The organism is Flavonifractor hominis (assembly GCF_040095835.1).
Classification (GTDB): Bacteria; Bacillota; Clostridia; order Oscillospirales; family Oscillospiraceae; genus Flavonifractor; species Flavonifractor hominis.
Genome location: NZ_JBBMFT010000003.1, coordinates 274,423 through 288,372, shown reverse-complemented (window position 1 = coordinate 288,372; position 13,950 = coordinate 274,423). Strand labels below are relative to the sequence as shown.

Here is a 13,950-nt window from a genome sequence, read left to right as displayed (position 1 = left end):
CTCCCCGCAGAGGGGAGGCGCCTTTCCGCGCTTGTTACAGGTTCTGATCCAGCACCGCGGTGTAGCTGGCTTCCGGCATGACGCCCACCTTGCGGTCGATCTCCTTGCCGTCCTTGAGGAACACCACCGTGGGAATGCTCATCACGCCGAAGCGCATGGCCAGGTTGGGCTCATCGTCCACATTGACCTTACCCACCAGGGCCTTGCCCTCATACTGCTCCGCCAGGCGCTCGATCACCGGGGAGAGCATCTTGCAAGGACCGCACCAGGAAGCCCAAAAGTCCACCATGGCCAGTCCGTTGGAAACCGCCTTGTCAAATGCGTCATTGGTCAGATGAATGGTAGCCATATTCGTTACATCCTTTCTTTATCTTCTGTTTTTTCTTCTCTTTGCTGTGCATCGCAATATTCTGCGGCCCGATGTCCGGCCACCTGGCCTTCCCCAACGGCCTTGGAAACCTGCAGGGGAACGCCGGTACAGTCCCCGGCGGCAAAGACCCCGGGGATGGCGGTGGCCCCGTCCCGCCCGGTGCGGATATATCCGTTTTCCAGCTCCAGGCCGGTCATCAGATCATCCGGGGCCATGGAGGAGCGCAGGATAAATACGCCTTCGCAGGGGATGGTCGCCCGATCTACCCGGACGGCCTCCACGTTCCGACCGCCCTGGATCTCCACCCGGTTCCCCTTCACAAAGGGAATGTCCGGGCGCAGCCCCTCCGGCGGCTGAGCGCTGACGTAGGTCACCTTGCACCCCAGCTCCCGAAGGTAGTTGGCCTCGTGAGGGGCGTCGGCCGCCCGGCCCACCACCACAACCTCCCGGTTGCGGTAGAGCATCCCGTCGCAGGTGGCGCAGTAGCTCACGCCGCGGCCCAGATACTCCGCTTCCCCGGGGAACTTGCGCCCTCGGGCCACTCCGGTGGCCAGCACCACCGCGCGGGCCTGCTCCACCTCACTGCCGATACTCAGGTAGAATGTGTCGCCCACAGGCAGGATATTCAGCACCCGGCCTTCCCGGAGCTGTACCCCCATGGCATCGGCGTGGCTGCGGAAGGCTTCCAGCAGCTCCCGGCCGCTGCGGTTATAAAACCCCAGGTAATTGTCCACCCGCTCGGTCCGGTAGAGCGGATTGTCCCGCACGTCGCCGCTGACCAGCAGCACCGACTTGTTGCGCGCCCGGGCCTGGACCGCGGCGGACAATCCCGCCGGACCACCGCCGACCACGGCTATATCGTACATTGGTAATCCTCCTCCCGGTCCCCAAATACCGCGGCGATCACGCCCGCCACCTGGGGATCTGCGATCTCATAATAGACCTCGTTGCCCGACCGGGCCGCCTTGACCACTCCCGCGGCCTTCAGGCGCATCAGATGTTGGGAGATACAGGACTGGGACTGACCCGTGTTGGCCTCCATACATCCCACGTTGCGGCACCCGCACACCAGCAGCCCGCGGACGATCCGCAGCCGCACGGGATGGGCCAGCACCTTGAGCAACTCCGCCTTCTCGGTATAGACTGCCGCTTCGTCCTGCATGCGTCTCACCTCTCATTCGTTTTTTCTAATATTATTATATTCAAATATTTGAATATGTCAACTGTTTTTTTGCTTTTTTTATTTTTTCCTTGACACGCCCTAACTTCTGCGTATAATCATATATGAGCATTTGTTCATATGTTAGATTAGAAAGGGCGTGACACCATGACCGCTCCCAAAGAGGCGGAACACTGCGACTACATCCACGTCCACGAGGATATCGTGGAGCAGGTCAACCAGAATATGCCGGACGAAGAGATCCTGTACGATCTGGCCGAGCTGTTCAAGCTGTTCGGCGATTCCACCCGCATCAAGATTTTGTATGTCCTGTTTGAATCGGAGATGTGCGTGTGCGACATCGCCCAGCTGCTGGGCATGACGCAGTCGGCCATCTCCCACCAGCTCCGGGCACTGAAGCAGAGCAAGCTGATCAAATACCGCCGGGAAGGCAAGACCGTGTTTTACTCCCTGGCCGACGGACATGTGCGCACCATCCTGGACCAGGGTATGGAGCACGTGGCGGAATAATATTTGTGAAAAGGAGACCGTTGCATGAAAAAGCACTTTAAACTGCAGGATCTGGACTGCGCCAACTGTGCGGCCAAGATGGAGGCCGCCATCGCCAAGCTGGATGGGGTAAACGCCGTCAGCGTCAGCTTTCTGAGCCAAAAGCTCACCCTGGACGCCGACGACGAGCGCTTTGACGCCATTCTGGCCCAGGCCGTCAAGCTGTGCAGGAAGGTGGAGCCGGACTGCAAAATCCTCCTGTAACCGAACCTTTCGTTCAAAGGAGCGATGCCCCATGAGTAAAAAGCAAACCCGGATGCTGGCGCGCATCCTCATCAGCGCGGCCCTGTTTGTCCTGTTTCTGGCGCTGCCCCTTTCCGGTCCGCTGCGGCTGGCCGCTTTCCTGATCCCCTATGCCGTGGTCGGCTGGGATGTGCTCTGGCGGGCCGTGCGCAACATTGCCCACGGCCAGGTCTTTGACGAGAACTTCCTCATGGCCCTGGCCACGGTGGGCGCTCTGGCCACCGGGGAATACCCCGAGGCCGTGTTCGTCATGGTGTTCTACCAGGTGGGCGAGCTCTTCCAGAGCTACGCGGTGGGCCGTTCCCGGGCCTCCATCGCCTCGTTGATGGACCTACGCCCCGACTACGCCAACGTGGAGGAGAACGGACAGCTGCGTCAGGCCGACCCGGAGGACGTGGCCGTGGGGGCGGTCATCGTCATCAAGGCCGGGGAGCGCATCCCGCTGGACGGCGTGGTGCTGGAGGGCTCCTCCAGCGTGGACACCGCCGCCCTCACCGGGGAGTCCCTCCCCCGCCCGGTCCAGCCGGGGGACGACGTGATCTCCGGCTGCGTCAACCTCTCAGGCCTTCTGCGGGTGCGTGTGACCCGCGCCTTCGAGCAGTCCACCGTCTCCCGTATCCTGGATCTGGTGGAGAACTCCAGCGCCAAAAAGGCCCGCTCGGAGCAGTTCATCACCCGCTTTGCCCGCTACTATACCCCCATCGTGGTGCTGGCCGCCGTGGTGCTGGCCGTTCTGCCGCCGCTGGTGAGCGCCATCCCGTGGGTGGACTCCATCCACCGGGCCCTCAACTTCCTGGTGGTCTCCTGCCCCTGCGCCCTGGTCATCTCCGTGCCCCTGTCCTTCTTCGGCGGCATCGGCGCGGCCTCCCGGGACGGTATTCTGGTCAAGGGCGGCAACTATCTGGAGGTGCTGGCCAGGACGGAACTGGTGGTCTTTGACAAGACGGGCACCCTGACCCAGGGGGTGTTCAACGTCACCGCCATCCACCCCGACCACTGTGACGAGCACCGCCTGCTGGAGCTGGCCGCCCTGGCCGAATGCTACTCCGACCACCCCATCTCCCGCTCCCTGCGGGAGGCCTGGGGTATGGAGCTGGACCCCTCCCGCGTCTCCGGCGTGGAGGAGCGCTCCGGGCGGGGCGTACACGCCATCGTGGACGGGCGCCCGGTCTGGGTGGGCAATGACAAGCTGATGGAGGAGCTGGGCGTGTCCTGGCACCCCTGCCACCGGGTGGGGACCACCGTCCACGTGGCCTGCGAGGGGGCCTACCTGGGGCACATCGTCATCTCTGACGCCGTCAAGCCGGACGCTGCCCAGGCAGTGGCCGCTCTGAAGGCCTGCGGCGTGCGCCGCACCGTTATGCTCACCGGCGACGCCGCCCCAGTGGGCGAGGCCATCGCCCGGGAGGTGGGGGTGGATGAGGTCCACGCCCAGCTGCTCCCCGACGGCAAGGTGCGCCAGGTGGAGGCGCTGCTGGAGCAGCTTTCCCCCCGGGGGGCGCTGGCCTTCGTGGGCGACGGCATCAACGACGCCCCCGTCCTCTCCCGGGCCGACGTGGGCATCGCCATGGGCGCGCTGGGCTCGGACGCCGCCATTGAGGCCGCCGACGTGGTGCTCATGGACGACAAGCCCTCCAAGCTGGCCGACGCCATCGCCATCGCCCGGGGCACCCTGACCATCGTGCGCCAGAACATCACCTTTGCCTTGGCGGTCAAGCTGCTGGTGCTGATCCTCAGCGCCGTGGGGAAGGCCAGCATGTGGCAGGCTGTATTTGCCGACGTGGGCGTATCGGTGATTGCCATTCTCAACGCCATGCGCGCGCTGCGCCTGGGCAGCCGGCGCTGAATCCAAAACGATCCCCCCGGCAGGGTCCGATAAGGCCCTGCTGGGGGGATCGTTTGTTCAAACGGTATGGTTACGCCTGCTGCGCTTTCTGCCGGTATTCCTGCCGGACCGCCTCCGGCACCAGGCTCCCGCCGGTCGCCCAGACGATGTGGGTACCGGCATCCAGCCGTCCGGTCAGCTCCATCCGATCCAGGAAGGCCCGGCTGGCCGCATCCCTGCACAGACGGGCGGGCCCTTCAAACGCCGCACAGGAGCTGGGCTCGATGAAGATGTCCTCGGTGTCCATCAGCTCTTTCATATAGTGATAGAGCTTCTCATCGCGCACCGTGAACTCCCCTGCCAGCATCTGACGGATGGTCTTGCCCACGAACCGGGAGGGGCGGCCCACCGCCAGCCCGTCGGCCTCGGTCCGCCCGGTCAGCCCTATATCCTGAACGCAGATGTCGTTGTGCAGTCCGGTGATCATGCCCAGCGCCATACAGCAGGCCTGGGTGGGCTCTTCGAAAAACACATGGACATGGTCGCCGTAGATCTGCTTGAGTCCGAAAGTAATGCCGCCCGGAGCGCCGCCCACGCCGCAGGGGATGTACACAAACAGCGGGTGGTCCCGGTCCACGGCGATGTTCTGCTCCTCCATCTGGCGGCGCAGCCGGCCGGCGGCCACGGCGTATCCCAAAAACAGATTCTGGGAGTTTTCATCGTCCACAAAGTAGCTCTCCGGATCCCGCTGGGCCAGAGCCCGGCCCTCCTGCACCGCTCTGCCGTAGTCGCCGGTGTACTCGATCACGTTGACGCCCCTGGCCCGCAGCAGGTCCTTTTTCCACTGCTTGGCGTCGGCCGACATGTGTACGTTCACACGGAAACCCAGCGCGGCGCTGATGATGCCGATGGACAGCCCGAGGTTCCCGGTGGAGCCCACATGGACGGAGTAGTCCGAGAAAAAGCGCTTCATGTCCGGCGCGGCAAAGCGCTCATAGCTCTCCCCCGGCGTAATTTTCCCATGGGACAGGGCCAGATCCTCCGCGTACTTCAGAATCTCGTAGATTCCGCCCCGGGCCTTCACCGAGCCGGCCACCGCCAGATGGCTGTCCATCTTCAGCATCAGCCGGCCGCGGAGCCCGCACCCCTCCCGGTTCAGGGCCGCCTGCATGGCGGGGATCGCCCGCAGGGGCGATTCGATCAGCCCGCCGGTGGCCGCAGTTTCGGGAAAGCTGGCCCGGATAAAGGGCGCAAACCGCTGCAGGCGCTGCTCGGCCTGCTCCACATCGTCCGCGGAAAGGGTGACGCCCCGCATGGCCGTTTCCACATCCGCCAGATCGGGATTGATCCACGTGACCTCCTGGCCCCGGGCCATCTCCCGGAGGATCGGATGGGCCTGTTCCAACTGCTCTATATTCATTTTTTCCAATTACCTCGCTGTCCTATGTTTTTGCCGCCTGCGGTCTGACCTACCTGTTCATGATCCGGTGTATGTACTCCTTCGACCACTTCCACAGCTCGTCCTGCAGCGCCCAGCCATCGTAGCCGTGGCCCGCGCCCTCCACCAGATGGCGCTCCGCGCCGGGCAGTACGTCCATATACCGCCGGGAATTTTCGGGGAGCACATCGGTATCCGCGCTGCCGTGGATGAGAAACACCGGCCTCTCAAAGCCCCGGATGGCCGCAAGGCCGTCCAGCGCCGGGCTCTCCAAGTCCTGGAAGAACTCCTTGCCTACCCGGTCGCCGCAGAAATCCACGTTCTGTCCGCCCATTCCGGCGGCAAAACGCTCCTCCCCCAAAAGGTGGCGGAAGCAGTCCACCGCCTGGCTCACCGGGCTCCAGAACAGGATGCCGTCCAGCGGCACCTCCCGGCAGCACACCGCGGTCTCCAGACCGCCCATGCTGTAGCCGATCACCATCAGCTTCTCCGGGCACAGCTCCCGGCGGATCCAGTGCAGCACCAGCTTGAGGTCCTGGATCTCACCGGAGATGGTCATATCCGACCAGTCGCCCTCGCTGTCGCCGGCGCCCACGCAGTCAAAGCGGATGACCGTGTAGCCCTCCTCCGCCAGCTGGTGGCCCAGATTGGCCATCATCCGGTGAGGGGCGATCTTGTTGCCGCAGAAGCCGTGCTTGTAGAGCACGACCCGCTTCCCCCGCACGGAGGGATCTTTATACTCGATCAGACAGAGCATGTCCTTGCCCCGGCTGTTGAGAATCGTCGCTTCCATCATATCCCGTTCGTCTCCTTACCCGTCAGTCCTTGGGCAGTTCCTTCACAGGCTCGCCGTTTTTGCCCTCATAGATTCGGCCCCAGCCGGTCAGCACCGCGATGAGCATGACCACCCACAGCACGCAGGGATAGAAGCAGGTCGTCAGGAACGCATTGGGCGAGGGGACCGTGATGTAGCTGGCATCGGCCGCCAGCGTCTTGATGCAGCCCAGCAGCAGCAGCACCGAGCCGCCGAAGGGCATGCAGGCGTTAAAGGAGTCGCAGGCCACCGCCAGGAAATTGGCTCTGCGGATGGGATGCAGCTTGGCCTTCTGCCCCAGCGCATTGACCAGAGGCGAGGCACAGATGTTGGGAATGGTGTTGATGGCGCTGATGAGCACGGAGAAGGCCGTGGAGAAGAGGAAGATCAGCAGCTCGGCGCCGCGGGTGGTCTTGATGTTCCGGGACAGCCGCTCCACCAGCTGCTCCATAAAGCCGCTCTTGATCAGCAGGTTGCCCATGGAGACCACGACCATCAGCAGGATGCACACGTTGAGCATGCCCGCCACACCGGTGGGCAGCGCGCCGGCGGCCACGCCGTTCTCCAGATGGAACAGATCGCTCACGCCGAACAGCCCGGCGCCCAGGCCCACGACTACCGCCACGATGATGCCCACCGGCAGGGTCACAAACAGATTCTTGCCGGTAACGGCCATGATGATGACGACCGCAGTGGGGATGAGCATCAGCAGGCCGGCGGGGTTCTGGTGGGAAGCCACCAGGCCCTCGGCCACGGAGGCGTCCAGCCCAGCGCCGCCCTTGGCGCCGCCAAAGAGGAAAAACAGCACCGCGGAGACGACAAATGCCGGCAGCACATACTTGGAGCGGTCTTTCACCGCGCCGCCGATCTCCGCGCAGCCGGGCTTGTTGCGGTAGAGCTGCCCGGTGGTGGAAACGATGGTGGTATCCGAAACAGGGGCGATGTTGTCGCCGAAGATGGCGCCGGAGATGATGGCGCCGCCCAGGACCGCCGCATCACAGCCCATGATGATGCCGACCGGATACAGGATGGGGGTCATGGCCGCCACCGTTCCGAAGGCCGCGCCGGTGGCCAGCGCGAAGGCCGCGGAAAACAGGAAGGCCGCCACACAGAACGCCGCACCGGAGAGGTTCAGCTTCACGGAGAGCCACACCAGCCCCTCCACCAGCTGCCCCTGCCGGAGGATCGTGCCGTAAATGCCCACGATCAGCCAGATCAATACGGCTGTCATAGCCATTTTGTCGCCCAGTCCATCCAGAATAAAGTCCCAATACATCGTCTTGTTCTTACAAAACAGCATTCCGACGATCAATCCGATCACGCCGGAGGCGATCATCATGTTCAGATCCGCCGCATTCACAAAGGAAAGCCCGATGGTGATGACGATGAACACGATGAATGGCAATAGGGATGTGCCGTTGCCGCCTATGAACTCCAGTTTTTTCTCGGTTGCCATAGTTCATTCCTCCCGTTGTGTGTTCTCTCCGCCCCAGGACCGCCGGCGCCACTGCGCTCCAGGGCCTCTTCTCAGCCTTGCAGCTGTTAAGTGTATTTAAACATCACGTCGAAGGAATGTCAATCCATTTGTTAAATAATATTAAACGTTTGTTTATTATACATAAAACGATTGGTTATTTTTGTGGGTATTGCCTTTATCCATTCACCTATTTTTAGTTAAAATCCTGGCGGCGTCACGGCAAACACCACCCGTGCGGGGGTCTGCTCCCCATTGGACCATTTATGTGCAGTTAACGCTGGGATCCGAATGCTGTCCCCGGCCTCCATGCGCTCCTTGCGGGTCCCGATGTAAATCTCCACCGTGCCCTCCAGCACATAGGCCACCTCTTCCCCGTTGTGCTCGTGGGGGACGTCGGACGAGGCGGAGTGGGGCGGGATCTCCATGAGACAAAATTCGATGTTTCCGCTGGTGTCTGGCGTCAGCAGCTGATAAAACACCTCTGCGCCCGGGTTGCCGATCTGCTTGTTCTGTCCCTTGCGCACGATCATCCGTTCCGGAAGGGTCGTGTCCTGAAAAAATTTGAACATGGGCACATCCAGGGCCCATGCGATCTCTTTGAGGGTATTGATGGACGGATTGACCACGTTATTTTCGATCTGGCTCAGCATGGAAGGGGTCAGATGGACCTTGGCTCCCAGCTGGCGCAGGCTCAGCTTTCTCTGCAGGCGAAACTCCTGGACCTTTGCGCCGATGTTGATGTCCTGCATACCGATACCTCCTGCTCGTTTCTGTCGCACAACAATGCTATTTTATTATACCAGCCTGAAGCCGGATTGCAACGGCCTGCCCCAAGCAAAAAGAGCAACGACCGCACGGTCGTTGCTCTTTTGTCTAGATCCGGCTCCGGTCCCGCAGCCAGCTGGGCAGCGAGCGCATTTTAATGCTGGAGACGATGCCCATGGCCGCGAACATGGTCACGATAGAGGAGCCGCCGTAGCTGATGAAGGGCAGCGTCAGCCCCACCACCGGGAACACATACAGACACATCCCCACGTTGACCCCCACCTGGGCGATGAGCATGCCGGCATAGCCCATGGCGATGAAGGCGCTCTGGGGCGAACAGGCCCGCCGGGCCACCCAGACACAGCGCAGGATGATGCAGGAGAGCAGCAGCAGCAGCAGCATGCAGCCCACCAGGCCGAACTCCTCCCCGCAGACGGCAAAGATCTCATCGGTGTAGCGGGCGGGCAGGGACTGCTCATACCCGCTCTGGGTCTGGATGCCGTTGAGATACCCCATACCGGTGAGTCCGCCGCTGCCGATGGCCAGGATGCTGCGGGTCTGCTGCCAGCCGGTCCCCTGGGTCTGATCGTAGAGGGTCTCCGTATTGCCCATCAGGTGGTCGATGACCACGGTAAAGCGCTTCATGAAATACTTGTCGCTGACATGGGGCCAGATGAGCACCACGCCCACCACTGCCACCACCACGGCCAGCAAAAACCAGCGCTTCTTGACGCCGCCGGCCCAGGCCATGATCACAAAAATGAACAGATAGGTCAGCCCCATCCCGAAGTCGCCCGAGGTCACCGCGATGATGCCGAACATGAACAGAGTGTGCCCCGCCAGCTGGAACACCGACGCCGGCCGGCTGATGTCCCGCTCCCGCAGCCGACACATCTGCCAGGCCAGCAGAAGAACAAAGGTCAGCTTGGCGATCTCGGCCGGCTGGAGGTTCACCGGGAAGCCCGGAATGTGCAGCCAGCTGCGGTTGCCGCCCGCCTCCACGCCCAGCGGCGTACGCAGCAGCACGTTGATCACCACGTTAAAGGCCAGCAGCCACTTCCAGGATTTTTCGGTGAACAGCTCAATGTCCACCGAGGACATGAGGATATAGACCAGCACGCCCAGCAGGATGGCAGCCGTCTGGACCAGCATGCAGCGCAGGCCTTCCGACGGGTCCATCCAACGGGTGGCGCTGTATATGAGTACCAGGCCAAAGGCGCTGGCCAGCAGGCAGAGGGTCAGCAGCAGCCGGTCGCCCCGCCGGAAAAACTCCCGTATGGAATCGCTGAACCAGGACAACGGTATACCTCCTTCGCGAGAAATCAATCTAGTTTACCATCTTTTTTGCGTTTGGTAAACGGCTGTGTTATAATAATTAAGTTAATTTTCACATTTGAGGTGCTCTATGGAACTTATATCCAACTCACCTGCGGAGACCGAGGCCGCCGGCGCGGCCCTGGCAGCCCGGCTGGAGCCCGGGAGCGTGGTGGCCTTTACCGGCGACCTGGGCGCGGGCAAGACTGCGTTCACCCGCGGCCTGGCCCGGGGGCTGGGCATTGATGAACCCATCACCAGCCCCACCTTTACCATCGTCAACGAATATGAGGGCGGGCGGCTGCCCCTGTTCCACTTCGACATGTACCGGCTGAGTTCTTCCGAGGAGCTGTTCGACATCGGCTGGGAGGACTATCTGGCCCGGGGCGGCGTGTGCGCCGTGGAGTGGAGCGAGATCATCGCCGACGCGCTGGAATCGGATACCATCCGGGTGGACATCCGCCGGGGCGCCCACGACGAGCAGCGCATCATCACCATCACGGGAGGAACGCAGGGATGAAACTACTCGCTATGGAATCCTCCGCCACCGCCTGCTCGACGGCGCTGTGTGAGGACGAAACCCTCATTGCCCAATCCTTTCAAAACAACGGCCTGACCCATTCCCGCACGCTGCTGCCCATGGTATCCTCCCTGTTGGAGACCTGCGGCACCACGCTGCATGAGGTGGATCTCATCGCCGTGGCGGCGGGCCCCGGCTCCTTCACCGGCCTGCGCATCGGGGTGGCGGCCGCCAAGGGCCTGGCCTGGACCGAGGACAAGCCCTGCGCGGCCTGCTCCACCCTGGAGTCCATGGCCTGGAACCTGGCCCACACCGGCATGGAGATCTGCGCCGTCATGGACGCCCGGCGCAACCAGGTGTACAACGCCCGCTTCCTGGGCACCGGCGACGGGCTGACCCGGCTCTGCCCCGACCGGGCCATCGCCCTGGCCGATCTGGCCGCCGAGTTAAAAAAGAGCGGAAATCCGCAAATACTGGTTGGAGACGGCGCGAATTTATGCTATACTACCCTCAAGGAACAGGGGCTGGACGTGCGCCTTGCTCCGCCCCACCTGCGGTATCAGAGCGCCTGGGGCGTGGCCCGCTGTGCTCTGGATCTGGCCAGAGCGCAACAGCTGACCAGCGCGGCCGGCCTTGCGCCCAATTACCACCGGCTCTCCCAGGCGGAACGGGAGCGGCTGGAAAAAGAACGAAATAAAGGGGAATAGCGCCATGGAAATGGAAAAAGTACACATTCTGGACCACCCTCTGCTCCAACACAAGGTTTCCATCCTGCGGGATGAGACCACCGGCGTCAAGGATTTCCGTGAGGTCGTCTCCGAGATCGCCACCCTGATGTGCTATGAGGCCACCCGCGACCTGCCCCTGGAGGACGTGGAGATCAAGACTCCCATCACCACCGCCACGTTCAAGACCATCGCCGGCAAGAAGCTGGCCATCGTTCCCGTGCTCCGGGCCGGTCTGGGCATGGTGGACGGCATCCTTACCCTGATCCCCTCCGCCAAGGTGGGCCACATCGGCCTGTACCGCGATCCCGACACGCTGGAGCCGGTGGAGTATTACTGCAAGATGCCCACCGACATCGCCGAGCGCGAGGTCATCATCCTCGACCCCATGCTGGCCACCGGCGGCTCCGCCTCCGCGGCCATCCAGTTCATCAAGAACTATGAGGTCAAGCACATCAAGCTGATGAACATCATCGCCGCCCCCGAGGGCATTGAGCGGGTACATCACGATCATCCTGACGTGGATATCTACTGCGCCGCTCTGGACGAGAAGCTCAATGAGCACGGCTACATCGTCCCCGGTCTGGGCGACGCCGGCGACCGGATCTTCGGCACCAAGTAAACCGCACTGTGCAGCCCAGAGGGCGCCTGCCGGCTTTCCCCGGCAGGCGCCCTTTTCGCGCGGAAATCCTATCTTGACAAATCTGCCTGTGTCGGCTAAAATTGGTTTCAATCACATCCAAAACAGGCTATGATGGGAAGAAGGCCCGCTTTTGTCCCGCTCAGAGAACCGGTGGTCGGTGCGAACCGGTGCGGACGGACGGGCGCATACTGGTCCCGGAGCCGCCCGCCTGAACCTCTGCGCGTAGGGCGGGCCGTCACGGCCACGTTACCGGCCGCGGCCTTGTTTGAGGCCATGAGCGTCCGTCGGAGACGACGGGCGGAACCAGGGTGGTACCGCGTTTTGATACGCCCCTGACCGATTCGGGTCAGGGGCGTTTTTTCATACCCCGGCCCAGCAAAACAGGAGGAATCTGCCATGAAGCCCGCACACGAAAAGTACATTCCCTTTGTCCCCATCCGCATGGAGCACCGCGCCTGGCCCGACAAGCAGCTCAAAGCGCCCCCCGTCTGGTGCTCGGTGGACCTGCGGGACGGCAACCAGGCCCTCATCGACCCCATGAACGTGGAGGAAAAGCTGGAGCTGTTCCACACGCTGGTGGACATCGGCGTCAAGGAGATCGAAGTGGGGTTCCCCTCCGCTTCGGAGACCGAGTATGAGTTCATCCGTACCCTGATCGAGGGCGGGCACATCCCCGACGACGTGACCATCCAGGTGCTGGTCCAGGCCCGGGAGCACCTGATCCGCAAGACCTTCCAGGCCATCGAGGGGGCCAAGCACGTCATCTTCCACTTTTATAACTCCACCTCCACCCTGCAGCGCAAGGTGGTGTTCCACACCGACGTGGCCGGCGTGACCAAGATCGCCGTGGATGCCGCCGAGCTCATCCGCCAGCTGTCCCAGCCCGCCATCGAGGCCGGCATGGACCTGCGGTATCAGTACTCTCCGGAGTCCTTCATGGGCACCGAGATGGACGCGGCGGTGGAGATCTGCCAGGCGGTGCTGGAGGCCCTCCACGCCACGCCGGAGCGCAAGGTCATCCTCAATCTCCCCACCACGGTGGAAAACTGCATGCCCAACTACTTTGCCGATGAGATCGAGTACTTCATCTCCAAGCTGCCCAGCCGGGAGTGCGCCATCATCTCTCTGCACCCCCACAACGACCGGGGCGAGGGTGTGGCCACCGCCGAGATGGGCCTGCTGGCCGGGGCCGAGCGGGTGGAGGCAACCCTCTTCGGCAACGGCGAGCGCACCGGCAACGTGGATATGGTCACCCTGGCCCTCAACCTGTACACCCAGGGCGTGGACCCCAAGCTGGACTTCTCCGACATCAACCACATCCGGGACGTGTACGAGAAGGTCACCAAGATGAAGATCGGCGAGCGGCAGCCCTACGTGGGCGAGCTGGTCTTTACCGCCTTCTCCGGTTCTCATCAGGACGCCATCAACAAGGGCACCCACTACATGGAGGAGAGCGGCACCGAATACTGGGAGGTCCCCTACCTGCCCATCGACCCGGCCGACGTGGGTCGGCAGTATGAGCCTATCATCCGCATCAACTCCCAGTCCGGCAAGGGCGGCGCCGCCTTCGTCATGCAGCACTCCTTCGGCTTCGACCTGCCCAAGGCCATGCACCCGGAGTTCGGCCGCATCGTCCAGGCCGAGACCGACCGGGTGGGCACCGAGCTCAAGCCCGACGCCATCTACGCGCTGTTCAAGACCCACTACATCGACGCCACCCTGCCCTATCAGCTGGTGCAGCACTCCTTTGCCGAATTCACCGACGAGCAGGGGCACTCCCACGTCACCTTCGCCGGCACCATCCGCCATACGGACACCCTCTTCCAGGTCCAGGGCTCGGGCAACGGCCCCATCGACGCCTTCTTCAACGCCGTCCACGGCCAGAAGATGGACCGCTTCACCTTTGTGGACTATAAGGAGCACGCCATCAAGCAGGGCTCCGACTCCCAGGCCGTGGCCTACATCCACCTGCAGGATCAGGCCGGCCGGGACTGGTTCGGCGTGGGGATGAGCCACAACATCAACCTGGCGCCCCTCAAGGGCATCCTCTCGGCCATCAACCGCGCCATCAACAACGACGCATAAGC

At 62.6% G+C, this 13,950-nt stretch carries 15 protein-coding genes and 1 other annotated feature; of the genes, 7 read left to right on the top strand and 8 right to left on the bottom strand.

The window, feature by feature from the left end; translation table 11 throughout:
* Positions 1-34: 34 nt before the first annotated feature.
* The 3 genes from trxA to WMO45_RS07310 are packed head-to-tail and all read right to left on the bottom strand — an operon-like array spanning position 35 to position 1,532.
* Complete coding sequence (gene trxA, locus WMO45_RS07320) at positions 35-349, bottom strand: thioredoxin (RefSeq protein ID WP_349139925.1); 315 nt, start codon at positions 347-349, stop codon at positions 35-37.
* Positions 350-354: 5 nt separating this feature from the next.
* Complete coding sequence (locus WMO45_RS07315) at positions 355-1,236, bottom strand: NAD(P)/FAD-dependent oxidoreductase (protein WP_349139924.1); 882 nt, start codon at positions 1,234-1,236, stop codon at positions 355-357.
* On the bottom strand, positions 1,224-1,532 hold the full coding sequence (locus tag WMO45_RS07310) for an ArsR/SmtB family transcription factor (RefSeq protein ID WP_349139923.1): 309 nt from the start codon (positions 1,530-1,532) through the stop codon (positions 1,224-1,226). The genes WMO45_RS07315 and WMO45_RS07310 overlap by 13 nt, the downstream gene beginning before the upstream one ends.
* A 165-nt stretch (positions 1,533-1,697) precedes the next feature.
* Here WMO45_RS07310 and WMO45_RS07305 point away from each other — a divergent pair, with 165 nt between their 5' ends.
* The 3 genes from WMO45_RS07305 to WMO45_RS07295 are packed head-to-tail and all read left to right on the top strand — an operon-like array spanning position 1,698 to position 4,188.
* Positions 1,698-2,060 carry an ArsR/SmtB family transcription factor gene (locus WMO45_RS07305; RefSeq protein WP_349139922.1) on the top strand — a complete coding sequence of 121 codons (363 nt, stop codon included), beginning with the start codon at positions 1,698-1,700 and terminating at the stop codon, positions 2,058-2,060.
* Positions 2,061-2,084: 24 nt separating this feature from the next.
* Entirely contained in the window at positions 2,085-2,303 is a 219-nt protein-coding gene (locus tag WMO45_RS07300) for a heavy-metal-associated domain-containing protein (protein WP_349139921.1), read from the top strand.
* A 31-nt stretch (positions 2,304-2,334) separates the two neighbouring features.
* Positions 2,335-4,188: a heavy metal translocating P-type ATPase gene (locus tag WMO45_RS07295; RefSeq protein ID WP_349139920.1), complete on the top strand. Its 1,854-nt coding sequence runs from the start codon at positions 2,335-2,337 to the stop codon at positions 4,186-4,188.
* Between the two features lie 70 nt (positions 4,189-4,258).
* Here WMO45_RS07295 and dsdA read toward each other — a convergent pair whose 3' ends face one another.
* The 5 genes from dsdA to WMO45_RS07270 form a co-directional block, all read right to left on the bottom strand.
* Positions 4,259-5,587 carry a D-serine ammonia-lyase gene (dsdA, locus tag WMO45_RS07290; protein ID WP_349139919.1) on the bottom strand — a complete coding sequence of 443 codons (1,329 nt, stop codon included), beginning with the start codon at positions 5,585-5,587 and terminating at the stop codon, positions 4,259-4,261.
* A 49-nt stretch (positions 5,588-5,636) separates the two neighbouring features.
* The gene (locus WMO45_RS07285; protein ID WP_349139918.1) at positions 5,637-6,401 is read right to left on the bottom strand and encodes an alpha/beta hydrolase; all 765 of its coding nucleotides are present in this window, start codon (positions 6,399-6,401) and stop codon (positions 5,637-5,639) included.
* Between the two features lie 22 nt (positions 6,402-6,423).
* Positions 6,424-7,875, bottom strand: a complete 1,452-nt coding sequence (locus tag WMO45_RS07280) for a Na+/H+ antiporter NhaC family protein (protein WP_349139917.1) — start codon at positions 7,873-7,875, stop codon at positions 6,424-6,426.
* Between the two features lie 218 nt (positions 7,876-8,093).
* Positions 8,094-8,645, bottom strand: a complete 552-nt coding sequence (locus tag WMO45_RS07275; RefSeq protein WP_349139915.1) for a helix-turn-helix domain-containing protein — start codon at positions 8,643-8,645, stop codon at positions 8,094-8,096.
* A 124-nt stretch (positions 8,646-8,769) separates the two neighbouring features.
* Complete coding sequence (locus WMO45_RS07270; RefSeq protein WP_349139914.1) at positions 8,770-9,960, bottom strand: FtsW/RodA/SpoVE family cell cycle protein; 1,191 nt, start codon at positions 9,958-9,960, stop codon at positions 8,770-8,772.
* 106 nt (positions 9,961-10,066) lie between these two features.
* Between WMO45_RS07270 and tsaE the strand changes: the two genes are divergently transcribed.
* The 4 genes from tsaE (at position 10,067) to leuA (ending at position 13,948) form a co-directional block, all read left to right on the top strand.
* On the top strand, positions 10,067-10,495 hold the full coding sequence (gene tsaE, locus WMO45_RS07265) for a tRNA (adenosine(37)-N6)-threonylcarbamoyltransferase complex ATPase subunit type 1 TsaE (protein WP_349139912.1): 429 nt from the start codon (positions 10,067-10,069) through the stop codon (positions 10,493-10,495).
* A complete protein-coding gene (gene tsaB, locus WMO45_RS07260) occupies positions 10,492-11,202 on the top strand; it encodes a tRNA (adenosine(37)-N6)-threonylcarbamoyltransferase complex dimerization subunit type 1 TsaB (RefSeq protein ID WP_349139911.1) in 711 nt (236 codons plus the stop codon). Before tsaE ends, tsaB begins: the two co-directional genes overlap by 4 nt.
* A 10-nt stretch (positions 11,203-11,212) precedes the next feature.
* Positions 11,213-11,842 (top strand): uracil phosphoribosyltransferase, encoded by a 630-nt coding sequence (upp, locus tag WMO45_RS07255; protein WP_349140006.1) that lies wholly within the window; start codon positions 11,213-11,215, stop codon positions 11,840-11,842.
* A gap of 120 nt (positions 11,843-11,962) precedes the next feature.
* Positions 11,963-12,200, top strand: a binding site (T-box leader).
* Between the two features lie 59 nt (positions 12,201-12,259).
* The gene (gene leuA / locus WMO45_RS07250; RefSeq protein ID WP_349139910.1) at positions 12,260-13,948 is read left to right on the top strand and encodes a 2-isopropylmalate synthase; all 1,689 of its coding nucleotides are present in this window, start codon (positions 12,260-12,262) and stop codon (positions 13,946-13,948) included.
* Positions 13,949-13,950 lie beyond the last annotated feature (2 nt).